Here is a 24599-nt window from a genome sequence, read left to right as displayed (position 1 = left end):
CTGCTGGAGTCACGCGTATGGAAACCCTGCTCAGCACCGATCAACACCCGATCCGTTATGTCAGCCTCGGTCGCGGCCAGGCGATCATTTTTCTCCACGGCTGGACCTCCGGTGCCCGTGAATGGCTGCCATTCGCCAATGAACTCAGTGATCGTCATCACTGTTTCTGCTGGGATGCCCGTGGCCACGGCCTGCACACACCTCCTGTTCTGGAATCCATGCAGATCAGCCAGCTGGCTGACGACCTTGAACAATTACTGGCGCATCACGATATCCATAATGCCGTCCTCGTTGGACACTCAATGGGGGCCTTGATCAGCTGGGAGTACATCCGCAATTATGGTCTGGGCCGCATCGCCGGTCTCTGTATTGTTGATCAGTCCCCAAAACTGGTAACCGACACCGATTGGCCACTGGGTATTTACGGTGACTTCGACCATAAACGGAATGAAGCATTCATCCAACGGCTAGAAGACGATTTTGCCGAAGGCGTACTGGAATTGGCCGCCAATGGTTTCAATACCCGCAGCCGTGAGAACTACGCGCAGAACAGCCGTGGCTTTCAACAGATGCGCGACTACCTGCGCAGCCTGAACGGTCCTGCTCTAACCCGTTGCTGGGCATCACTGAGCCAACAGGATTATCGTGACCTACTCCCACGCATTGATCGCCCCACCCTGCTGATCTACGGTGACAGCAGTCAGTTTTACAGTCGCGACGTGCCGGAATGGATTGAAGCCCAACTGCCGCACTCCGAACTGCATATTTACACCCAGGCCGACCACTCGCCACACCTGTGGCACAAGGAGCAGTTCGCACATCACCTGCGTCAGTGGATACGCACGCTTTAGCCTGCCTTTTGTCCTCCAGCGTTTTCCTGCACCTCATACACCCCTATAATGCGGCCATTCCAATTTGCGAGGCTGCCATGCTCGATAACATCCGCATTGTCATGATCAACACCTTTCACCCCGGCAACATCGGCGCTGCTGCTCGGGCACTGAAAAATATGGGTCTGAACCAGCTGTGTCTGGTCGACCCGCGCGAGTTTCCACACGAGGAAGCCGAATCCCGCGCTGCTGGCGCCAAAGACCTGCTCGAACAGGCAACAGTTGTCAGTACCGTTGAGGAAGCCATTGCCGACTGCCAGCTGGTTATCGGTACCAGCGCACGCCAGCGCAGCTTTGACCAGCCATTGATGGACGCAGAGCAGGCAGCCGGCATGATCACCGATGAAGCACGCAGCGGCCAGGTTGCCATTCTGTTCGGCCGCGAAACCATGGGACTGACCAATGAAGAGATGATGCTCTGCCATCGCCACCTGTTCATTGATGCCAACGAAGACTACCCGGTACTGAACATTGCCCAGGCGATTCAGCTGGTCTGCTATGAGCTGCGCCGCGCATCAAAGCAAACAGAAGCCTTGCCCGAACCTGCTCCCTATCCGCGTCAACATGAAATGACACTGTTCCACGAGCATCTGGAAAAGACCCTGCACCGCACAGGCTTCATTATCCCCCAGCATGAAGGCCGCGTAATGGATAAACTGCGCCGCTACTTTAACCGTACCCGACCGGAAAAAGCGGAACTAGGCATGTTACGCGGCATTCTGACCTCAGTTGAAGAAGCCCTGGAACGTGAAGCGCATGACCCCACCCTCGACCGAAGCCCACAAGGCGGAGCGAACAAAACGTGATGACTGAAATACATTGGGGCGACCTGAGTGCAGAATTGTTTCTGCGTGATTACTGGCAGAAAAAACCGCTGCTGATCCGTAACGCATTCCCCGACTTCGAGCCCTGCATTAGCGCCGATGAACTCGCCGGATTGGCATGTGAAGACGATGTGGAATCCCGCCTGATCGAAGCAGACCCCGCAACCGGCGACTGGTCACTGGAACACGGCCCCTTTGATGAGACCCGTTTCGCCAGCCTCGGTCAGAAGCCATGGACACTACTGGTACAAGCAGTCGACCACTGGGTACCTGATGTTGCGCCGCTGATGCAGGCGTTCAACTTTATTCCCCAGTGGCGTCGTGATGACCTGATGATCAGCTACGCCAGCAATGGCGGCGGTGTCGGACCACACTATGACAATTATGATGTCTTTCTGCTCCAGGCCGAAGGCGTGCGCCGCTGGGAATTCGGCGGCCTTTATGGCGAAGACTCGCCCCGTCGCGAGAACACCCCGGTTATGATCCTGCCCGAATGGCAGGCTGAAAACAGCGTTGAGCTGCACCCCGGAGACATGTTGTACATTCCGCCCCGCGTTGGCCACAACGGCATTGGCGTAGGTGATGGCTGCATGACCTGGTCAGTCGGTTTTCGCGCACCCGCGCACAGTGAAATCCTGCAGGGCCTGACCAGCAGCCTGTGCGATGGCCTCAGCAGCGATCTGCGCTATGAAGATCCAGACCTCACCGTGCCGAGCCATCCGGGTGAAATCGACAACCGTGCCATTGAACGCGTACAGCAGATCCTGCAACAGCACCTGAACGATCCCCAACAACTGCTGAACTGGTTCGGCCGCTCGATGACCGAGCCCAAATACCCCGACCTTGCCGGCAATGACGAACCCTACAGTCATGAAGAGTTGCAGGAGGCCCTCGAACAGGATGCGCAAGTGTGCGCCAATGAAGGCTCACGCTTCGCTTTTCACACTCATGGCGACCAAAGACTGACCCTGTTTGCCGATGGGTGCAGTTTCGATCTTTACGCACCTGCAGCAATCGAATTCGCACGTCAGCTATGCGCTAAAACAGCACTGAACGTACCGGCTGAAGACGAATCGGTAACGCTCATTCTGGCACTGCTGAATCAAGGCGCCCTGTATCTGGATATGCAGTAAACCGCACGACCTTCGACACAACAAGCCACCCTCTTACGGGTGGCTTTTTTAATACTCAATCGACTTTCGTCGTAGGGATAAACGCCATAACCCTTTGAAATAGTGAATTTTTCGAATACATGTAGTGAATTCACTATAGAACATTTAGGTATTAAAATAATACTTCTAATAACCTAAAGGATGTGTAAAAAGGCCTTTTTCATTCTTATACCAAAGTGGCTAATCCTTAAGTTTTAGCACCTCAAAACTGCGTGGTTACTCGCTTTCAGCGATTACCCGCCACAAAAGCACCTGTAGTGTTTTTACAGTCTTGTCACACATGCAAGTGTAGTCTGACTACATGCTTGCTGCCCCGCACAAAATCGCTTTGACTCCCTGCTCAGGGAGGACCATCATTTGCTCAACAACGCCGAGTACACCCCTAAATGGACTAGGCGCAAGATCAGGAGCTGGCGACTTAACGCCACCAGCCCCGACATTACCTAAACACAAACACTGTGAAGGAATGACCATGTCAGATTACAAAACTGAAATCGATGCACTCTCCAGCCTGCGTGCTACCAACGGTGAAACCTGGGGTATCGACCCTGAATACGCCGCTCGCATGCGTCTGCAGAACCGTTTCAAGACCGGTCTGGATATCGCGCGTTACACCGCACAGATCATGCGCCAGGATATGGCTGAGTATGACGCTGACAGCGCCCAGTACACCCAGTCTCTGGGCTGCTGGCATGGTTTCATCGGTCAGCAGAAGCTGATCGCTATCAAGAAACACTTCGGTACCACCAAAAAACGTTACCTGTACCTGTCTGGCTGGATGATTGCCGCTCTGCGTTCCGAGTTTGGTCCGCTGCCTGACCAGTCCATGCACGAGAAAACCTCTGTACCGGCCCTGATTGAAGAGCTGTACACCTTCTTGCGTCAGGCCGACGCACGTGAACTGGGCGGCCTGTTCCGTCAGCTGGATACTGCTCGTGAAGCGGGAGATGCTGCGAAAGAAGCTGAGCTGCAGGGTCAGATCGACAACTTCCAGACTCATGTTGTGCCGATTATTGCTGACATCGATGCCGGTTTCGGTAACGAAGAAGCTACTTACCTGCTGGCCAAGAAAATGATCGAAGCCGGTGCTTGTGCGATCCAGATCGAAAACCAGGTATCTGACGAGAAGCAGTGTGGTCACCAGGATGGCAAGGTAACCGTTCCGCACTCCGACTTCCTGGCCAAAATCCGCGCCGTTCGCTACGCGTTCCTGGAACTGGGTGTTGAAGACGGTGTCATCGTTGCCCGTACTGACTCTCTGGGTGCCGGCCTGACCAAGCAGATCGCTGTAACCAACGAACCGGGCGACCTGGGCGACCAGTACAACGCCTTCCTGGATGGCGACTACGTTGAAAGCGCCGACGACATCGCTAACGGTGACGTGGTTGTGAAGGCAAACGGCAAGCTGCTGAAGCCGAAGCGCCTGGCATCTGGCCTGTTCCAGTTCAAGAAAGGCTCTGGTGAAGATCGCGTTGTTCTGGACTGCATCACCTCCCTGCAGAACGGTGCCGACCTGCTGTGGATCGAAACCGAGAAGCCGCACGTTGGTCAGATCGCTGCCATGGTTAACCGCATCCGCGAAGCCGTGCCGAATGCCAAGCTGGTCTACAACAACAGCCCGTCCTTCAACTGGACGCTGAACTTCCGTCAGCAGGTATTCGATGCCATGGCTGAAGCTGGCAAGGACGTATCTGCATACGACCGCGCTGACCTGATGAGCGTCGACTACGACGAAACTGAACTGGCCAAAGATGCTGATGAGCGCATCCGCACCTTCCAGGCTGACGCAGCACGTGAAGCAGGTATCTTCCACCACCTGATCACCCTGCCGACTTACCACACTGCGGCCCTGTCGACTGACAACCTGGCCAAAGAGTACTTCGGTGATGCAGGCATGCTGGGCTACGTTGAAGGCGTACAGCGTAAGGAAATCCGTCAGAGCATCGCATGTGTCAAGCACCAGAACATGGCTGGCTCCGACATGGGTGACGACCATAAAGAATACTTCTCTGGCGACGCTGCCCTGAAGGCTTCCGGTAAAGACAACACCATGAACCAGTTCTAAATTGGTTATCGACCCACCCCTTGGGTGGGTCATCTATCAGGGACTTTGTACCTGATCATACGAGCCGCGCCATTCTTCCCCGAGATGGCGCGGTTTTTTATGTATAATGCCCATTAACCAGATAAAATCAGCACGTCAAGCAACATTTCAAGGAAGAATTCACCATGATCAAAGCGCTCATCGCCTTCCAGGATGGCACACGCAAAGAGGTTTACCTGCTGACGCGCCCCATGGAGGGGGAATATATTGAACACGCAGGCGAACGCTTTCAGGTTAAGAATGTGACCCACATTACCGCCAACACCAACACCGATACGCCCCCCAAACTCGTTATAAAAGTCGGTATTGGCCGTAAAAGCTCACATGCAATGGAAAACTCCGAGCGCGGATTCTTCACTGGTATCTGAACGAAGCCACTAGCGAGCAGAACTCCCAGCAGCCTGCATAACATCCGGCTCGATAAAGGGGTTCTGATGACCCTGGATCGCACTGATACGGCGAGCCCGTGCCAGCTCATCCGCACTTACCGGATCCTGCCGCGCCCACACCTCAAATAACTGCTGCTGTTTGCGGCTGAGTTTCATCCCGTATCGGTCAGCCATATAAAAGTAGGTGCGTGCGATATCACCTCGCACAGAAGGTTCGGGCTCAGCGACTCGCGCCTTGAAATCCACCTCAAAGTCACATCGGCCATAACGGCGCGCCTCCCCCTCAATCATGCCAAAGCGAAAGTTGCTGCGATCGCCATTCAGCTCGCCAACAGCGGGTACCAGGTTATACATGTCGGATTCCATACGCTTGAACTGGGGATCTTTGCGACATCCCTTACGTCCACCCTGCTGCCAACACTGCAGCTGATGACCAAGCTCCCAGGCCGGTACTACATGCTCCCATTCAATCCGCGCCGAACGGTTCGCATTCTTGCGCGGCTGCACGCCACAGCTTTCAGGGATAGGGGCCAAGCGAGTACGTCCAGGTTTATCCGGAATGGCCTGCTCTTCAAACCGACACCCACAGTAAAACGAAACCCGATCATCAGCGAGATACACTTCACGGGATAGAATTTTCTTTGCCGAGTAAAAGGATGAGGGCGTTTCCGCCACTGCGGAGCTCGCCGACAGAACGGCGAGTAAACCAAAGATAAAGCGCATAGAGACTACCGTATGCAAAGAGATGAATACATATCCCTGTACACACGAGCATCCATTGCTGAGGCCGCATCATCCCGACATTTTTGCGTAGAAACAAGCCCCCTTCCGCTATCGCTTCTGATATTCTGGACAACCTGGGGAAAAGCTTGAATCCATAACAATAATGAACAGGGAGCGAATGATCATGGCGAATATGCCCTCACTGCGCGATGCCTGGCTGAACCTTGAAGATCGCGTAGCGGTGCTGACACTGGCACGTGACGACCTGCGTAACGCCCTCACCGGTACCGCACTGATCGACGACATTGTGGATACGGTCGAGTGGGCCAATGCCTGCAGCGCAGTATCCGTACTGGTAATCACCGGCAGCGGCAAGGCGTTCTGTGCCGGTGGCAATATCAAGGAAATGCAGTATCGCGACGGCGACCACCGCAGCGGCCCCTTTGGCGGCACAGCACTTGAGCTGGAGCATAAATACCGTCACGGCATTCAGCGTATTCCGCTGGCCATGCACAAGGCCGAGATTCCCATCATTGCAGCGATCAACGGCCCTGCCATTGGTGCCGGTTGCGATTTGGCCTGCATGTGTGACATCAGGATTGGCTCCGAACGCGCCACCTTTGGCGAAACGTTCGTAAACCTGGGTATTATCCCTGGAGATGGTGGCGCCTGGTTCCTGCAGCGACTGATCGGCTACCAGCGTGCGGCGGAAATCACCCTGACCGGTCGGTTGGTACATGCGGAGGAAGCGGTGCAGCTAGGATTAATGATGGAGCAAGTATCGGCAGAGCAGCTAATGCCGCGCGTCATGATGCTTGCCAGCCAAATAGCGGCAAAACCACCACACGCACTAAGAATGAGTAAACGCTTGATGAAGCAGGCACAACGCCATGAATTACCTGACTTTTTAGAGCTATGCGCTGCATGGCAAGGCATGCTGCATAATACCGACGATCATGCTGAAGCCATCACGGCGTTTGTAGAAAAACGGGAAGGACGCTATCAGGGACGCTGACGCATTCGAGAGGATATTATAAATACCGCCTACATAGGTGGTATTTATAATACAGTACTTATATCAAACAAATTGCCCGGCACAGAAACCCGACGCCCAGGCCCACTGGAAGTTATGCCCACCCAAGTGACCGGTTACATCCAGACATTCACCAATAAAGTAAAGGCCTGGCGCTTTCTTCGCCTCGAAGGTTTTTGATGAAACCTCATCGGTTTCAATGCCGCCCAGAGTGACTTCAGCCGTACGATAGCCTTCAGTACCTGAAGGCTTCATCCGCCAGCACTTGAACTGTTGCGCCACCTCTTGCACACGGGCATTACTGTATTGGCCAACTTCACCTTCAAAACCCCATAGCTCACACAGTGCCTGCGCCAGACGTTTGGTCATGTGCTTGGCCAGCAAAGTACGTAGCTCTGCCTTGGGCCTTTGTGTACGCTGATCTTTCAGCCAGTCCTCAAGCGCCAACTGCGGCAACAGATCGATCTCTATTGCATCACCGGCATGCCAGTAGGAAGAAATCTGCAAGATAGCCGGGCCACTGAGGCCACGATGAGTAAGCAGCAAGTTTTCGGTAAAATGCATGCCGTTACAGGTCACGGTAACCCATTGCGAAACACCGGAAAGCGGCTTGATATGCTCCAACAGATCCGGCTGCAGAGTAAACGGGACCAACGCCGCCTGTCGCGCCGTCACTGCCATGCCGAACTGCTCGGCAATATCATAGGCAAAACCGGTCGCCCCACCATTGGGAATCGACAATCCGCCGGTTGCTACAACCAGCGAGTCGACATTGAATTGCCCACGCGACGTTTTCAGCTGATATCCCCCGGCCACAGGCGTGACGTCAAACACACTGGTCTCCGTCATCAACTCAACACCGGCCCACTCGCACTCGGTCAGCAGCACCTGCAACATCTCCTTACTGGATTCGTTACAGAACAACTGCCCAGGGGTTTTCTCGTGATACTCCACGCCATGCCGATCCACCAGATCGACAAAGTCCGCAGGACTGAAACGACTCAGAGCGGATTTGCAGAAATGCGCATTACCCGACAAAAAATTGGCCGGTGTATTGTGCAAGTGGGTGAAATTGCAGCGCCCACCACCTGACATCAAAATTTTACGACCAATTTTCTTGGTATGTTCCAGCAGCAAAACCTTGCGGCCCCGGTAGGCGGCGGTGGCGGCGCACATAAGCCCCGACGCACCACCACCGATTACAACAACATCGTACTTCACGCGTATAAGACTCCACCGGGGCCACCCGGTACTGCATTACTCACCAGCGTTACGTGCCCGCTCGCGCTGGACAGCATTAAGCTGACGGATTTTATTGGCCAAAGGACCACCATGACGAGTACCCTTGCGACCCGCATTGGTATCACGCTCAGTGGCAGACTGCGTCGCACGCACACGCGCATGCACAGCTTTCGGCTTCTTGCGCAGCTCCTGTGATTTCTTGCGACGGCTTTCCTTGCTGGTCGGATCGGCCAACCGCTCCTGCTTCCTGGGCGCACGCTCCAGAACCGTCATCAACGAACCCAATGTGCGCTGCTTCTTACCTCGACTCATAACCTTTCTCCTCAGCTTCGGCTGCAGCGGCTTCTGCCGCAGCTGCTTCTGCTGCTGCCAATTCGGCTTCAATACGTTTACGTTCCCACTCTTCGACGGTTTCGAAGGTGATCTGACCAAGCTTGCCGGCTCGCAACTCGGTCAATAAAATTTCTGATGCCTTGTGTCGATCAACGACACCTCCCGGGCGCAAACATCCGCGCTTACGGCCCAGCTCATCCAGCAAGGCATCCTGCCCTTCCGGCAACGACTTCAACTTGTAGCGCTCCTGCAGGCGCAACGGATAGTCACTCAACATGAAACCCGCTGCGTATGCCGCAACCTGCTCATGCTCGATCGCCGTGTCCTTGATGGCACCACTTGCTGCCAGACGGTAGCCAGAGTCCTCGTCCTCGATCTTGGGCCACAGAATGCCCGGCGTATCCGACAGCGCCATGCCGTTGTGGACGCTGTAGCGCTTCTGCGCCTTGGTCACTGCAGGCTCATTGCCAACCTTGGCAATTTTGCGCCCCAGCAACGCGTTGATCAGCGTAGACTTGCCTACGTTGGGAATCCCCATGATCATCGCTCGCACAGGGCGATCCTGACGCGCGCGCGCCGGCACCATCTGCTTGCACATCTCAGGAATGCGCTTGATCAGCGCTTTCTGAGAGGTGTCCAGCGCAACAGCCCGAACACCTTCGCGGGCATTCAGATAGTCCAGCCATTCCTGTGTTCGCGTGGGGTCGGCCAGATCCTGCTTGTTCAACAGTTTCAACACCGGCGTACCGCTGCGCAGCTGATCAACCAACGGGTTCTCGCTCGACATCGGCAGACGGGCATCAAGGACTTCGATCACGACATCGATCTCATCCATCACCTGCGCAATTTCTTTGCGCGCCTTGTGCATATGGCCAGGAAACCAGTTGATACGGGTCATGCTTTATCCAGTACTTTGCTCGAAGGGCACCTATTATACCCTTGCCAAGGGCTCAACCATACCGGCAACACTAAAAGTGGTGATAAAATCCCCCTTTATACTTTGCTCGACCCGGGGAGATTCATGGATAGTACAACTGCAACGAGCCAGACCTTATTGGCTCGACAACCTATATTCGACCATCAGCAGCGTGTTATAGCCTATGAATTGATCGGCAGCGATGACGGACACCTGAACGCCATGCTGGAGGTTGACCCCGAAGCTGAATCCAGTTCAGAGTTACTATTGCACGCCTATACCAGCATTTCCGATCAGGGTGAGATCAAACGGGTGCCCGCCTTCATCCGGGTCAGCCAGAACATGATTCTGGACGGCAGCATGCCAACCCTCCCCGCCAAACATGTTGTAATCTGTATCCGCCTGACCCAGCCAGACAATATGGATCTGCTGCGCGCCATGCACGCCATGGTCAAGGACGGCTACCGTTTGGCACTACATGACTTCCGCTACAGCCCCGACTACAACACCGCACTCAAATTGGCCAAGATTGTCAGGATCGATGTAAGCGATATGGACGCGGACGCCATTCGCGAACAGGCCGCTCTACTGAAGCCCTTCAAGACCACGTTACTGGCAGGCAACATTTCCGGCTTTGATACACTGGAAGGCTGCATCGAAGGTGGTTACAAGCTGTTTCAAGGCAGCTTCCTGAGCAAGCCCAAGGCAATCAAGGGGCGCAAGGTCAGTGCCAATCAAATAGCCCTGATGCAGTTGATCCAGGAGCTGCAGAAACCGTCGACCACACCGGAAACGCTGGAAGACATGATCATCCGCGACCCTATTCTGACTTATAAACTGCTGCGCATCGTCAACTCGGCCACCTATTCGCTGGTGCGCCAAGTGGAGTCCATTGCCGAAGCGGTTGTACTGCTGGGGATGGAGCAGGTGCGCAAATGGACCACGCTGATCGCCATGTCGGCCAACAATGACAAGCCCGAAGAACTGACCCGTATTCTGCTGACCCGCGGCCACATGTGCGAGATGATCGCACAGAGCCAGCACTTGCCCAACCCTTCTGGATTCTTCATGGTCGGCATGATGTCGGGCCTGCACGCCATGCTGGATATTGACCAGCCCACATTACTGGAACAGCTGCCACTGGGCGATGATATCAAGGATGCTCTGGCCCACGGCAACGGCGATATGGGACAAATTCTGAAGCAGGTTATGGCGTATGAGTCCGGTGACTGGGATATGTTGCCCAGCCATTTCGATATCTCTTTGTATGAAGCCGCCTATCGTCACAGCCTTAAGTGGACCAAAGAATCCATGCAGGCAATGTATGACTAACGCACACCACTAATCTGAAAAAACGCGCAGCCGGTGAAAGGGAAGCCCGACTGCGCGCCGCACTGTATATCCTATATCAGCCTGCCAGAGCTGATCCGTGCGCTGCTGGATATCAGTATAGTCAGGGTTCAGCGGATGTCGCGCCGACCAACCATTAATTTTCACTTTTATCAGCACAGCAATACAATCAACACCTTGTACCAGCTGCTGACTAGAGCACGTGAGAGTGAATGCATGGGGATGTGCGCAGGAGCTGCCAGGACAGCAGCCCCCTAAGAACGACTACGCTTGCGGCAGCTCCAGCTTGCGCGGGGCCGCCAGCACGCCATTGTTGTCAGCGTACACATACTCACCGGGACGGAACGTCACGCCACCAAAGGTAACAGGTACATTCAGCTGGCCCGCTCCCAGCTTTTCGGTTTTCATCGGATGAACACCCAGCGCCTGAACACCCAGCTCCAGATCACCAATGGCATTCACATCACGGATGCAGCCGTAGATGATAATCCCTTCCCAGCCGTTTTTCTGCGCCTTTTCAGCCAGCATGTCGCCGAGCATGGCGCGGCGCAAAGAACCGCCCCCATCCACGACCAGCACCTTGCCTTCACCCGGCTGCGCAACTTGCTCACGCACCAGCGAGTTGTCCTCAAACGCCTTGATAGTGACAATTTCGCCACCAAACGCTTCACGGCCGCCGTAGTTGCCGAACATCGGCTCAACCACCTGAACCAGTTCTTCGAAATGATCACACAGATCGGGTAGCAGATCTTCCATCAGGCGCTCCTTCAATATTGATTGGATAATGGCGGGCATGATCGCTGATCCCTGCTGCATTTGCACTACAACTTATGCAGTAGAATCCGCCGCCCGCCACCCCGTCAATGCACCTGAATCGCATCCAGCAACACCTGCACCGGATGCGGCAATTGCTGGTCATCAAAGCGTTTCACCTGGGAACGGCAGGAGTAGCCGGTTGCGACCAGTGCTCCCTTGTTTTCCGGCTGATTGACAATCCCGCGCCAGCTCAGCTCGTAAATATCCTTGGAGCGCTCAAGATTATCGCTTTCATGCCCGAATGTGCCGGACATGCCACAACAGCCGGTCGAGATCACTTCCAGCTTCTGGCCCAGTGCTTCGAAAATCATCTGCCACTGACGGATCGACGGTGCTGCCGACGTTTTCTCGGTGCAATGCGCCATTAAGCGGTAGACATGCGAAGGCATCACTTCCGGCAACTCGACCTTGTCCAGCTGGCCGCTCAGCCACTCCTGGATCAGCTGCACCGGTGGCAGCTCACCCTCAATCACATCCTTGTATTCCTGACGATAGGTCAGCGTCATCGACGGATCGATACCGATCAGCGGCACCTCGAATTCGGCAATATCCCGCAGCATCTGCGCATTGCGCTTAGCAGCCTTATCAAACGCACCCATGAAACCATGGACATGCAGCGGCTTGCCGTTGGGCAGGAACGGCGCGACCAGCACGTAGAAGCCAAGCTTACCAAGCAGATCAACCAGATCCAGCACCAGGCGGGTTTCAAAATAGCTGGTAAAGGCATCCTGTACGATGACGACACTGCGCTCACGCTGAGCGGCGGTCAGTCCGCGGATCACATCCGGCGTAGCCAGCTCAATCCCGCGTTGATCCAAACCTTGTTTGAGACTATTGGTGCAGATCACCGGACTATCGACCATGCCGCCAATACGGCGCATGAAGCTGCGAGTCAGCGTATTGCGCATCGCCCAGTTGTAAGGTGCCGGGAATTTGGCCAGCGTCGGAATCATGTATTCCAGACTACCGACCAGATAGTCCTTCATCGGTCGCAGATAACGGCCGTAGTAGACCTCCAGGAAACGGGCACGGAAATCCGGCACATTGACCTTGATCGGGCACTGACCAACGCAGGATTTGCAAGCCAGACAGCCCATCATCGCCTCATGCACCTCATTGGAGAAGTCGTAATCGCCCTTGCGCTTGCTCAGCGTATTGCGCACACGGCTCGGCAGTGAACGAATAAAACCACGATTACGCACCTGCTCGGCTTCGGCATTCACATCAACGCCACGGTTGGCCATAAGACGCAGCCATTCACGGATCAACGAAGCACGCCCTTTCGGCGAGTGGATACGCTCACGCGAGCCTTTCCAGCTCGGACACATGGCATCATTCGGATCATAGTTGTAGCAGGCACCGTTGCCGTTACAGTTCATGGCCGAATCGTATTGTTCACGTACCGGCGCGCTGATTTGACGGTCCTGCTGACCACGGGTCGGGACGGCATCAATCTTCAGCAACTCGGCACCGTCGATCATCGGTGTGGCAATCTTGCCCGGATTCAGCTGATTGCGCGGGTCAAACACCCCCTTGATTTGCTGCAACACCGGATACAGCGGCCCAAAAAACTCCGGCGCGTATTCTGAGCGTACCCCCTTGCCGTGTTCGCCCCAGAGTAAGCCCTTGTATTCCTGGGTCAGACGCACTACCTCATCGGTGATCTCTCGGATCAAGCCTTCCTGCTTCGGATCTTTCATGTCGATCGCTGGACGTACGTGCAGCACACCCGCATCCACATGACCGAACATGCCATATGCCAGACCTTTATCATCCAGCACCTTGCGGAAGGCTATGATGAAGTCGGCCAGATTCTCCGGCGGCACCGCGGTATCTTCCACGAACGGGATCGGGCGTTTCTGGCCCTGGGCGTTACCCAACAGACCTACGGCTTTCTTGCGCATGCCCCAGACCTTGTTGATCTCGGCACTACCGTATACCACGCTATAGCCAAAGCTTTTACCCGCCTCACCACTGACGGCTTGTAGATGCTGACACAGCTTGTCGACCTTGGTGCGCAGTTCAGCCTCGTCATCACCGGTGTATTCCACCAGGTTGATACCCTGAATCGCCGGATCGCCTTCCTTCTCGGGGAAGTAATCACGCACCGTATCCCAAACGATGTCACCCATCGCCAGATTCAACACTTTGGAATCGATGGTTTCGATGGATGTCGGCTGCCACTCAACCAGCGCCTTGGCATCACGCAGCGAGGTTTCAAAACTATCGTACTTGATGTTAACCAGTGCGGCGTATTTGGGGATCGGCAGCACATTGAGCTTGGCTTCAGCGATAAAGGCGAGCGAGCCCTCAGCACCACACAGCACGGAGTTCAGGTTAAAACGGCCCTGCTCGTCACGGATATGAGCCAGATCGTAGCCGGTCAGACAGCGGTTCAGTTTCGGGAAGCAGGCGTCGATCTCGGTCTGCTTGTCCTTTTGGATACTGTCCAGCAAACGGTGCGCTTCACCCACACGGTCAGTACGCTGCTTGGCCTCTTCCAGCTCGGCCTCGTCGATCGGGCCTGACTGCCACAGAGTACCGTCCAGCCAAACACTGGTCAGCGCCAGCACGTGATCGCGGGTCTTGCCATAAAGCACAGAGCCCTGACCGCTGGCGTCAGTATTGATCATGCCACCCACGGTGGCGCGATTACTGGTAGACAACTCTGGCGCGAAGAACAGGCCATAGGGCTTGAGTGCAGCATTAAGCTGGTCCTTGACCACGCCGCCCTGCACCCGCACCCAGCGCTCGTCCGGGTTGATCTCCAGAATGCGGTTCATGTGCTTGGACACGTCCACGATCAGACCATCCGTCAGCGACTGACCATTGGTACCGGTGCCGCCGCCACGGGCGCTGAGCACAACATCACGAAAGCGGGGCTCATCAGACAGCTTTGCGATCAGCACCAGATCATCGGTATTTTTCGGGTAGATCACGCCCTGAGGCAACACCTGATAGATGCTGTTATCCGTCGCCAGCACCACTCGGTTGGCATAATCCGGGTTCAAATCACCCTTGAACCCCTGCTGCTTGAGGGTTTCGATAAACTCCAGATATAAACTCTGGGTGGCGTCAATGGTGTCAATGCGAGGGATCATAGTCTCTCCGATGCTGGTTGACCTGGGCCTGCGGCCGGACGGGCTGACGTGAAGGAAACATGGCAGTACAGGTGTATTTTGGATGCTAATGATGCAGAATCTGCATTTATCATTCAAACGATTAAATTCTATCAATTAATCATAAAAAAAGATTAATCATGAGCAGCATTATTGGCATCCGCCACCTGCAAAGCTTTATTGAAGTCGCACGCTACGGCAGTTTCACCCGTGCCGCAAAGCACCTTCACCTGACTCAGTCAGCGCTGACAGCTACGATCAAGCAACTGGAACAGGATGCAGGCCTTACACTGTTTGACCGTACCACGCGCCGAGTCGACCTCAGCGCCGAGGGCGAACGTTTCTTGCCAGTGGCCGAGCGCCTGCTGTCCGACTTTACGGCGGCACTGGATGATCTGCGGGCCCGGGCAGAGCTTCAGCAAGGCAAGGTTAGCCTGGCAGGCTCTCCCTCCGTCGTGACCCGCTTGATTCCAAGCGCACTGTCACAGTTTCGTACGCAATATCCGTCCATTCAGGTCGATATCCGTGATGAAAGCGCCGGTAGTTTGGAGCATCGCGTACTCAACAACGAAGTGGACTTTGCCATTGCCGGCAACCATTCCCAGCAACCGGAGCTGGATTACACCCCGCTGCTGCGTGATCGTTATGGCCTGATCCTGCCCAGTGATCATCAACTCGCAGGCCTGAGCGTATTGCGCTGGGACCAACTCCCCAAGGATGATCTGCTGCTGCTGTCCAGCGATACCGGTATTCGCGCCCAGTTAACCCGCTTCAGCCACAGCGGTCGCATCCCGATCACCCTGGACCGTGTACAGATTGAAGTGTCCAACCCGGCCAGTCTTGCCGCGCTGATTAGCCAGGGGCTGGGAGTTTCACTGCTGCCTGCACTGGCCGCCGATATTCATTCCTTTGCGGGCCTGAGCTTCCTCCCGCTAAGTCACCCCGTCATTGAGCGCGAGATCTGCATCATCACCCGCAAAGGCCGCGCTTTAAGCCCTGCAGCGGCAGCGCTGCTCGATACCGTGCGCCATCACCTGGTGCAGATGGCATTGCCCACATGGGTCAATGCCATGCCTTAGGGAAATGCTAGAAATAAGCGCCTTCACGGGGAATTCCCAGCCTCAAGGCTGACGCAGCCGATTAGTCAGAAAGCGTGAATTTCATCAAGACACCCCTGGCAGACTCCAGAGATAAATTCGTGCCCATTGGTAGATATTGGCGCAGCGAGCCGTTTCTGTTTTCGTTGCTGTTGCGTTGCCAAAGCCATTATGATCGGCACGGTGTTACGATTGACCCTTGCGACAGGCTTTATGATAGACCGCAGAAGATTGGGTGTTCAATGACTGAACTTGGGTTCTTGCCTGTGTGGCACTGTGAAACTTAAAGTTGGCGGGAATTTGGACAATTTTTACCGAAAGGGTACACAGCGGGTATCGGTCCGTCCTTGGGCCGATACCCTTGCAGGTTACTGTCCAGAGTTCGAAAGACCCAGGGCGTCATCATCAATCTTGAGCACGTAGCCACCGTAGGTCGGTGCACTCAGCCTACGTTGTTCCGATGGCTGGCTGACGATAGCTGACTGATAATCATCGGTTTGAACAAAGCCCAGCAGGCTGGCGGTAACCGAGTCCGGGGCGACCAGGTCGTAGTTGCCTGCGTCAGCGCCGGCCAGTGAAGCATCGACCAGCACGCGGTTCTCGCCCGGCGTCAGGCTGGCGAACAGGCCACTGAGCTGCAGCGCCACATCGTCGCCACTGATGGTGCCGTTCAGCACACCTTCCAACACCGCAGTCAGCATACCGTCAAACTGCTTGTCCTGGGCCTGAACATCCGCGGTGATGGTTTTGCGCTCGATGGTCAGAGAGCCGTCGACGAAGGTCAACTCGTAATTGCCATCGGAGCCACTGGCGGTCAATACGTAGCTGCCCGCGTTGGTGCCCTTACCACCGCTGGTGGTCACCCCGGTCAGCACGCTTTTGTCTTCACCGTTGACCAGCCCATCGACGGTAAAGCCGCTGCCGCTCTGTTCGGTACCGTTATAGGTGGTGGTGCCGCTGTTGGCCGTTACAGTAGCTTGGGCTTTGTTAATGGTTAGCGTGCCATCGACAAAGGTCAGTGCGTAGTTGCCGTCGCTGCCGCTGGCGGTCAGCTTATAGGTACCGGCGTTGCGCCCGCCACCGCTGGTGGTGACACCGGTGAGCACACTTTCAGTCTCGCCGTTTACTAGCCCTGTGGCGGTAAAACCGCTGCCGCTCTGCTCGGTGCCGTTGTAGGTGGTGGTGTCGCTGTTGACTGTCACCGTGGCCTGGGCCTTGTTGATGGTCAGGGCGCCATCGACAAAGCTCAGTTCATAGTTATCACTGCTACCGCCGCCAACCGTGAGCACATAGCTACCGGCATTGGTGCCCTTGCCGCCGCTGGTGCTGACGCCACTGAGCACACTGGCATCCTCGCCATTAACCAGCCCGTCGACAGTAAAGCCGCTGACGCTCTGCTCGGTGCCATTATAGATGGTGGTGTCGCTGTTGGCGGTGACGGTAGCCTGGGCCTTGTTGATGGTCAGGGTGCCATCAACAAAGGTGAGTTCGTAGTTATCGCTGCTATCGCCGCCTACCGTAAGCACATAGCTACCGGCATTGGTACCCTTGCCGCCGCTGGTGGTAACGCCGCTGAGCACACTGGCATCCTCACCATTAACCAGCCCGTCGACAGTAAAGCCGCTGACGCTCTGCTCGATGCCGTTATAGGTGCTGGTGTCGCTGTTGGCCGTTACAGTAGCTTGGGCTTTGTTAATGGTTAGCGTGCCATCGACAAAGGTCAGTGCGTAGTTGCCGTCGCTGCCGCTGGCGGTCAGTACATAGCTGCCGGCGTTGCGTCCACCACCGCTGGTGGTGACACCGGTGAGCACACTTTCAGTCTCGCCGTTTACTAGCCCTGTGGCGGTAAAGCCGCTGCCGCTCTGCTCGGTGCCGTTGTAGGTTGTGGTGTCGCTGTTGGCGGTGACCGTGGCCTGGGCCTTGTTGATGGTCAGGGCGCCATCGACAAAGCTCAGTTCATAGTTATCACTGCTACCGCCGCCAACCGTGAGCACATAGCTACCGGCATTGGTGCCCTTGCCGCCGCTGGTGCTGACGCCACTGAGCACACTGGCATCCTCGCCATTAACCAGCCCGTCGACAGTAAAGCCGCTGACGCTCTGCTCGGTGCCATTATAGATGGTGGTGTCGCTGTTGGCGGTGACGGTAGCCTGGGCCTTGTTGATGGTCAGGGTGCCGTTGGTGGTGATCAGGTCATAGCCTTGCTGATTAGAGTAAAGGCCGCCCATGTCGATGGCGTAGTTGCCCGCGTTGCGTCCGCCGCCGCTGACTTGGCCAAAGATGTGGTTGGCGTCGTATTCGCCAGTGGCGCTCCACGTGCCGGTCTGTTCGGTGCCGTTGTAGGTGCTGGTGCTGTCACCGGTGACTTCAAGGGCGGTCAAAAAGTGACGCAGCAGTGGGGCGGTATGGCCCTCGTAGATACGCCAGCCCGTGCCAGTACCACCTTGTGCATCCATATCCCAGTCCGCAAAACTGGCCGCATTCTTCATCTGCTCGGTGGTCAGGCCTGACACGCCCGATGGCGGAGTCCCTTTACCAACGCTAACTGTCAGCCCAGAGGTCTCTGTATTCCAGTACGAGGCAGTAGAGGTGCCGGGACCGCTATTTTCGCCTAACAGACCACCCGCGTAAGGATTATTGCCCGCCGCTATAACCATCCCAACGGCATAGGTGTTGCTGATAGTGCCGCTGTTTACACCCACGAGGCCGCCCGCATGAGCGCGCCCTTCGGTGTTCTTTGCCGAGGCGTTTCCAGTTGCGTAGGCCTTGGTGATGTTACCACTATTGTTGTAGCCTGCTAGGCCGCCTGCGTAAGTGTTCCCTCCGGTGCTGGATTCGGCGATTACCGTTCCGTTTGCATAGGCGCTGGTGATGGGGCTGAAGAGGGTTTCTCCCGCGAGGCCGCCTGCGTAAGCGTTCCCGTTAGTGCTTTTTGCTGAGACAGCTCCGGTTGCATAGGCGTTAATGATTGTTCCTGAGTTGTTGCTCCCGGTGAGTCCACCCGCGTAAACGTCGCTAGAGGTGGATGTCGCCGAGGCGTTTCCGGTTGCGTAAGTGTTGGAGATGGCGCTGTGGGAGTTGCTCCCGACGAGTCCGCCCGCGTAAGTGCTGCTTGAGGTGCTCGTCGCTTGGACGTTTCCGGTTGCGTAGGCGTCAGAAATGGTGCCCGAAATGCTGTCCCCGATGAGTCCGCCCGCGTAAGTTCTGCTTATACCGGTGGCCGTTGCCTCTCCGGTTGCGTAGGAATTGGAGATGGTGCTGTAAAGGTTGGTTCCGATGAGTCCGCCCACGTAGGCGTTTCTTGAGGTGCTCGTCGCTTGGACGTTTCCGGTTGCGTAGGCGTTGTAGATGGTTCCATTAGAGCTGTATCCCGCTAGGCTTCCCGCTTGGATCACGCCACTAGCGCTGGTTACTGTTACACTTCCACCTTGGAGCCCGAGGTCCCTGATTGTACCTTTGTTATACCCGAAAAGGCCCCAGTATTCGGTGGTCGCGGCGGTGTTCTCAATGGTTAGGTCGCTGATGGTATGACCTAGCCCCGCGAAGGTCCCAGCGAAGGCGTTGGTACCATCTACTCCCACCAGGGCGTGGTCGTAGATGGTGCCTGAAGCATCTAGGTCTTTGGACAGAGCATAGGCACCGCCAAGCCCGGTGGTGTCAATAGCGTCCAACGCCGCCATATCATGGATCAGGGTATAATCGGTACCGTTGATATTAAGCGCTGCGTTACTGCCCGATAGGGTGACCGAAGCGCCGGAGGCAATGGCATAATCTTTGCCCGCCCCCGTGTTCAGCACTAGTCCTGCGTTAGTGCCGGTGGCGGTGATGTCTTGGTTAATGTGGATGTCGTTATGGGCCTTTAGGCTAAGGGTGGTATCGGCATTCCAGTTCACAGCAGCATCAACGTGAATATCGCCAGCGTCGGTTCCGCCGTCAATGGTCGCCAGGGAAATGTTGCTGTCTTCCAGGTTGGCGCTAAGGGTTGCAGCACCAATGCCGCTGTCGGTTTTCGGGTCATTGCTGTTGGTAACGTAAAAATCAGTGGGGTCGATCAGCCATTCACCGGTGGCGCCGTTGTTGGCTTTGGTGGTGACCCGTGTGCCATCGGCAATCTTTACGTGGGCGCCGGAGGTGTCGATAAAGCCGCCGTCGCCGGATTCGAGGGCAGAAGCATCCAGCGTGCCGGCGACATTGACGGTACCGCCGTTAAAACCGCCCTTGAGCACAATGGTGCCGCTCTGGTTGTCCAGCGTTTGCGCCTCGACGATGCCGGTGTTGTTGACCACGGTTTGCAGTAGGGCATCGGTGGCGTTGGCGGTCATCACTACCTGGCCGCCGTTGACGCGGATCAGTTGATGGTTCTCGACCAGTGCATCAAGGGTGCTTTCATCCACGGTGACGTTGAGCAGGCCATCGCCCGCAAAATCCAGCGTGATCTGGTCACCCGCCGCCAGCGCCACCGTACCTTGGTTGGCCTGAATGATCCCCTGGTTACTGACCTGCCCACCGAGCAGGACAACGGTGCCGTTGTCGGCCTTGATGCTACCGCGGTTGATCACGGCGGCATTGTTGCCGTCACCGTTGAACTGGTAATTGCCGTTGTTAAAGTCTTCATCACTGATACTCAAGGTCGAGACCACCAGCGCACCGACGTTGACCGCCGCGCCCTGACCAAATAACACGCCATTGGGGTTGACCAGAAACACCCTGCCGTTGGCATTGAGGTTGCCGTAGATCGCCGAAGCGTCTTCCCCGATAACGCGGTTCAACGCCACCGAGCTCTTGCCCGGCTGGTGGAAGTTCACCGTATTGCCCGCGCCAATATCAAAGCTGTTCCAATTGGTGATCAGCTTGTCGCTGTTCTGCTGGACATTCAGGCTGTTACCGTTTTGGTTAATGCTGCCGGAGCCGCCGACGATATTGCCACCGGTGGGCAGGTCTGCGGCGTGCAATTGGGCGGTGACCAGACTGATGGCGATGGCCAGCGCGGTGGGGGTGAAGTTGGGGTCTGTTCGGTTCATAGACGTTCCTGACTGACGGTAAACGCAAAGGGCTAATGCTGAGATTCAGAGGTGCAAGGGGCTTAAAACATCCATTGCACTTGCCCCCAGAGGTAAACATCTTCTGGCTTGTCGCTGACGGCTTCTTCGTTATCTAGCGAGGTTGCTGCGGTGGCGCTGAACTGCCATTGACGGTGCGGCTGCCAGTAGGCCGAGACTCCCGCGCCCTTGAGGTTGCGCTGGCGGTCACCAATCGGCAGCGGGGTCTTGTTGTAGGTGATTCCACCCGCCTCAAGGAACGCACCCAGCTGCCACTGGCTACTCAACGCGTAACGCAGCTCGGCGCTGGCCAGCCAGCCTTCGTCACCCGATGCTTCGCCCTGCGGGAAGGCGCGGATACCGTAGGCGCCACCGAGACTCATTTTTTCGACGGCATCCAGGTTGCCATCGGCCAGCTGTCCGCGCAGGTTCATGTTAAGGGTGAGCCGCGGCGTCAACCGCTGCTGGCGCAGTAAAGCCAGGTTGGCCTTGTTGTAGTGGCCTTCAGTGCCATAGAAGTCCGAAGCAACGGCGTAGGGACTATCCATCGACAGCTTGCCGTGAGTCCAGCTCAAGCGATAGCTATTGGCGCTGCCCCCGAACAGAGCATCACGCCAGTAGCCGTTAACCAGATCGAGGGTTGCGCTGCTCAGGGTCTTCTCACTGGCCAGGCCAAGCTGCTGATCTTCAAGGTCGCGGTAGCGCCATTCGATCCGGCTGGATACACCCCAGCTGCGTTGCTGCCACCAGTCCTGACTGACAAACACACTGCCGGTGGCGGCCTTGCCCTTGGCATTCAGACTGTCGAAGTCTTTGCCCAATTCGTATTCCAGCCATGACAGGCTTGCGCCTATGCGGGTATTCCACGGGCCTACAGGCAGATCATACTGGGTATTCAGATACTGCTGGTCGCCGTCAGAGACCAGTGCCTGTAGTTGAAGGCTGTCACCCATCCCGAATGGATTGGCAATAGCGAGGCCACCGGTTAGCCGGTATTCACCGTTATAAGTGTTGCCATAGTTATCGAGTGTCAGCTGGCCGGTGAGTGCAGCCAGGTCACTGACGTCGATGTCCAACGCACTAGTGCCGACGGCATCACCTCGAGATAGGCGCGAGTTGATTTGGCTACCAGGAAGTGAATCAAGCCCCATTAGAGCATTTTCAAGTGCGCCAGTTCGCACACCATCACCAGTATTGAGACCTCGGGTAGCGTTTTGTAGCACGCGGTCGGGCAGTTTACTCTGATTGTTCAGTTGAATACGGTCGTAGTTTCCTTCAACAATTTGAATCGTCAGATAGCCATCATCAATTTCCTGTGGTGGAAGAATCGCGCGAGCGAGCAGCCACTCGTTCTGGCGGTACCAGGTCGTGATACGGTCGGCAGCCTGCTGTAATTGAGCCAATGTAAGGGCTTGGCCAGGCAGATCGATGAGTACTGCCGCCAACTGCTCGTCGCTGAATGCCGCGTTACCGATGAAACGAAAACCCAGTATGTCAACGGTCTGGCCATCGGTAATCTGTTCGGTGACTGGCAGTGGTGTCAGAGCTGGTGTATCAGTCGGCGGCTCCGGCGGCAGACCAAGCGGTCGAGTTTCAAGGTCGCGGAGGACACTACTGGCGGTTTCTGAGGCCTGCAGCGGTGCCGCTATAACGCATGAAAGCAGACACAGGACCTGCATGTTGGATACGGCGGTAAGTTTTTTCACGATGCTTCCTATACCCTGTTACGCGATGCGTTATTCAAAAGGGAGGAGGATAGCAATGGGCTATTGGGGCGGCTTCCACTCAGCGCCACAACAATGAATCGGGATCGCCGTCAGAGAGGCGCACCGAGAGGCTGCAGAGCACCGGAAAGCTCGCGCACATCGCCCGGCGTCAGACCAAAGCGGCGCTTGAAGGCCCGGTAGAACCAGGACGGGTTATTGAAGCCGGCACCATAGACGATGTCTGCCACTTTTTTGTGGGCATAGGCCGGGCTTCTCAGACACTGGTGAACCCGGTCCAGACGCAAACCCAATACGTAGTCGGTAAGGCTCCGGCCTTCCTGTTCGAACATGGCACGAATATAACCGGGCGAAACGCCGTGCCGTTTTGCCAGCCAGGCAAGGGAAATATCCCCGTGCAACGCAGTGATTCGCAAGTCGGCTTTGACTGCCCGCAGACGAGCCTGCTTGAGCCCGCGATGGCGGGCGGTAATTGCAATGTCGCGCGGTGCGCCAACCGACAGCGCCGTGAGATCAAGCAGCTGGTTAGTTTCGGCAATGAGGTCTGGGTCCTTTGGGCCTGGTTCCCGAACCAGATCAGTCGCGCACCGGGCCAAATAGGAGAAGGTTTCTCTGGACAGATGTGGCGATTTGCTGGCGTTCTCAAGATCGTTTACCAGCGGGCCAAGCAAAGCACGCGAAAAACAAATATTGAGCATGTAGGTGCGGTTGCCGTGAAACTCGATGGAACCGGGCCGGTCGTTGAAGCTGAAACAGCCGGCACCTGGGTGACACTCTACCTCGCCAACGCCGTCCAGCTCGGATCGCCAGGCTGCACGCCCGGCCGGGTTCAGTAATAGTGCGAAGTCGTCATTACCATCCTGAATCTGCCGAATACGACGGTTGACAATGAGTGGCGATGACTTGATCAGTGCAATGGAAATGCCGGGTAGCAGACGAATGCAGGTTTCAATTTCAGGGACTTTGCCGTGGGGGAGAGATACGTCGATATTAGCCATAGCTGCATAAATATCCATAGAGGCCTCTAGTCGCTCTGCTTCTGGATAGCTCGAGGTGGAAAATGTGATGTAAGCCATGTTGAGTACAGATCTCTTCCTAAGATACCGCTTAGAGCGTTCCGTGAATTGACAACGGTGTCAAATTATAGGGCTCGCCCGACGTGACAGACCCCTTACCCGCGCTGGGTTTTTGTCTTGTCACTTCGCCGACTGGGTACACACCGATTAAGTTCGAGATGCTGGTTATCGCCAAACAATCAGCACAGAGCAACCACTATAAGAATGCACGAACTACACCTCATATTCGAGCCCTGATCGTTGATCCCTAGATTCTCAGAATAACCGACACACTTGGACTTAGACAGGAGAGCCAGGCTGGCTGTAGGCTGACTAGCTCTCACACAAGCAACCAGGTGCCACATGGGGACCCTTTACGGCCAGCTGACTCTCAACGAACGATACCAGATTCAGGCCTTATATGAATTGGATTTCTCTGCCCGCGCCATTGGTCGAGAGCTGAAACGTTCGAACAAGACCATTTCAAGGGAATTGAAACGGTTAACCGACTGCGAGGCATACGATGCCTCGGAAGCTGATATACATGCATATGATAAGCGCCGTGCTGCCAACAAAGCTGAACGCTTTAATGCAAGGCACCAAGAGCAGCTGAAGAATCTATTGGCAATGGGCTTTAGTCCAGAGCAGGTGGCAGGACGTATAACCTTGGAGGAGCCCGATAACGCCATCAGTTGCTCCACCTTGTATCGCCATATCGCAAGGCTCCAGTGGCGGCAGCGTCTGCCACGCAAGGGTAAAAAGCGCCGAGGATC

General features: G+C 55.8%; 18 protein-coding genes. 9 read left to right on the top strand and 9 right to left on the bottom strand.

What is annotated here, in order from left to right; all coding sequences use genetic code 11:
- Positions 1-17: 17 nt before the first annotated feature.
- From CLV44_RS10560 to CLV44_RS10540, 5 genes are all read left to right on the top strand, one after another.
- Positions 18-851, top strand: coding sequence for an alpha/beta fold hydrolase (locus CLV44_RS10560; RefSeq protein WP_106592087.1), 834 nt, complete (start codon positions 18-20; stop codon positions 849-851).
- A 77-nt stretch (positions 852-928) separates the two neighbouring features.
- Positions 929-1696: an RNA methyltransferase gene (locus CLV44_RS10555; protein ID WP_106592086.1), complete on the top strand. Its 768-nt coding sequence runs from the start codon at positions 929-931 to the stop codon at positions 1694-1696.
- Entirely contained in the window at positions 1696-2847 is a 1152-nt protein-coding gene (locus CLV44_RS10550; protein ID WP_106592085.1) for a ribosomal protein uL16 3-hydroxylase, read from the top strand. Before CLV44_RS10555 ends, CLV44_RS10550 begins: the two co-directional genes overlap by 1 nt.
- 511 nt (positions 2848-3358) lie before the next feature.
- Positions 3359-4951: an isocitrate lyase gene (locus CLV44_RS10545; RefSeq protein ID WP_106592084.1), complete on the top strand. Its 1593-nt coding sequence runs from the start codon at positions 3359-3361 to the stop codon at positions 4949-4951.
- 164 nt (positions 4952-5115) lie between these two features.
- Entirely contained in the window at positions 5116-5358 is a 243-nt protein-coding gene (locus CLV44_RS10540) for a hypothetical protein (protein ID WP_106592083.1), read from the top strand.
- 9 nt (positions 5359-5367) lie between these two features.
- Here the strand turns inward: CLV44_RS10540 and CLV44_RS10535 are convergent, their stop codons facing one another.
- A complete protein-coding gene (locus CLV44_RS10535) occupies positions 5368-6102 on the bottom strand; it encodes an endonuclease (protein WP_106592082.1) in 735 nt (244 codons plus the stop codon).
- Between the two features lie 184 nt (positions 6103-6286).
- On the opposite strand from CLV44_RS10535, the gene CLV44_RS10530 reads away from it, so the two are divergent.
- Positions 6287-7117, top strand: a complete 831-nt coding sequence (locus CLV44_RS10530; RefSeq protein WP_425436437.1) for an enoyl-CoA hydratase-related protein — start codon at positions 6287-6289, stop codon at positions 7115-7117.
- A 63-nt stretch (positions 7118-7180) separates the two neighbouring features.
- On the opposite strand, the gene CLV44_RS10525 is transcribed toward CLV44_RS10530, so the two are convergent.
- Genes CLV44_RS10525 through ylqF form a run of 3 tightly spaced genes read right to left on the bottom strand, consistent with a single transcriptional unit; the run spans position 7181 to position 9608 of the window.
- Positions 7181-8356 carry a BaiN/RdsA family NAD(P)/FAD-dependent oxidoreductase gene (locus CLV44_RS10525; RefSeq protein ID WP_106592080.1) on the bottom strand — a complete coding sequence of 392 codons (1176 nt, stop codon included), beginning with the start codon at positions 8354-8356 and terminating at the stop codon, positions 7181-7183.
- A gap of 36 nt (positions 8357-8392) precedes the next feature.
- Positions 8393-8689, bottom strand: coding sequence for a hypothetical protein (locus CLV44_RS10520; RefSeq protein ID WP_106592079.1), 297 nt, complete (start codon positions 8687-8689; stop codon positions 8393-8395).
- Positions 8676-9608, bottom strand: a complete 933-nt coding sequence (gene ylqF / locus CLV44_RS10515) for a ribosome biogenesis GTPase YlqF (protein WP_106592078.1) — start codon at positions 9606-9608, stop codon at positions 8676-8678. The genes CLV44_RS10520 and ylqF overlap by 14 nt, the downstream gene beginning before the upstream one ends.
- A gap of 123 nt (positions 9609-9731) precedes the next feature.
- On the opposite strand from ylqF, the gene CLV44_RS10510 reads away from it, so the two are divergent.
- Complete coding sequence (locus CLV44_RS10510; protein WP_106592077.1) at positions 9732-10958, top strand: EAL and HDOD domain-containing protein; 1227 nt, start codon at positions 9732-9734, stop codon at positions 10956-10958.
- Between the two features lie 282 nt (positions 10959-11240).
- Here the strand turns inward: CLV44_RS10510 and rraA are convergent, their stop codons facing one another.
- Both rraA and ydiJ read right to left on the bottom strand, forming a co-directional pair.
- Entirely contained in the window at positions 11241-11732 is a 492-nt protein-coding gene (gene rraA / locus CLV44_RS10505) for a ribonuclease E activity regulator RraA (protein ID WP_106592076.1), read from the bottom strand.
- Between the two features lie 104 nt (positions 11733-11836).
- Positions 11837-14893 (bottom strand): D-2-hydroxyglutarate dehydrogenase YdiJ, encoded by a 3057-nt coding sequence (ydiJ, locus tag CLV44_RS10500; protein ID WP_106592075.1) that lies wholly within the window; start codon positions 14891-14893, stop codon positions 11837-11839.
- Between the two features lie 158 nt (positions 14894-15051).
- Here ydiJ and CLV44_RS10495 point away from each other — a divergent pair, with 158 nt between their 5' ends.
- Positions 15052-15990, top strand: coding sequence for a LysR family transcriptional regulator (locus CLV44_RS10495; RefSeq protein WP_106592074.1), 939 nt, complete (start codon positions 15052-15054; stop codon positions 15988-15990).
- Between the two features lie 386 nt (positions 15991-16376).
- Here CLV44_RS10495 and CLV44_RS10490 read toward each other — a convergent pair whose 3' ends face one another.
- The 3 genes from CLV44_RS10490 to CLV44_RS10480 all read right to left on the bottom strand — a co-directional run bounded on the left by CLV44_RS10490 (position 16377) and on the right by CLV44_RS10480 (position 23787).
- Positions 16377-21029 (bottom strand): beta strand repeat-containing protein, encoded by a 4653-nt coding sequence (locus tag CLV44_RS10490; RefSeq protein WP_106592073.1) that lies wholly within the window; start codon positions 21027-21029, stop codon positions 16377-16379.
- Positions 21030-21091: 62 nt separating this feature from the next.
- Positions 21092-22753, bottom strand: a complete 1662-nt coding sequence (locus CLV44_RS10485) for a ShlB/FhaC/HecB family hemolysin secretion/activation protein (protein WP_106592072.1) — start codon at positions 22751-22753, stop codon at positions 21092-21094.
- A 110-nt stretch (positions 22754-22863) separates the two neighbouring features.
- Complete coding sequence (locus tag CLV44_RS10480; RefSeq protein WP_170069321.1) at positions 22864-23787, bottom strand: helix-turn-helix transcriptional regulator; 924 nt, start codon at positions 23785-23787, stop codon at positions 22864-22866.
- Positions 23788-24189: 402 nt separating this feature from the next.
- Here CLV44_RS10480 and CLV44_RS10475 point away from each other — a divergent pair.
- Positions 24190-24599 (top strand): helix-turn-helix domain-containing protein (locus CLV44_RS10475; RefSeq protein WP_146139994.1); only part of this gene is annotated, 410 nt, incomplete at its 3' end.

Source organism: Marinobacterium halophilum (assembly GCF_003014615.1).
In the GTDB taxonomy this organism is placed as follows: domain Bacteria; phylum Pseudomonadota; class Gammaproteobacteria; order Pseudomonadales; family Balneatricaceae; genus Marinobacterium; species Marinobacterium halophilum.
This window is presented reverse-complemented; position numbering and strand designations above follow the sequence as displayed.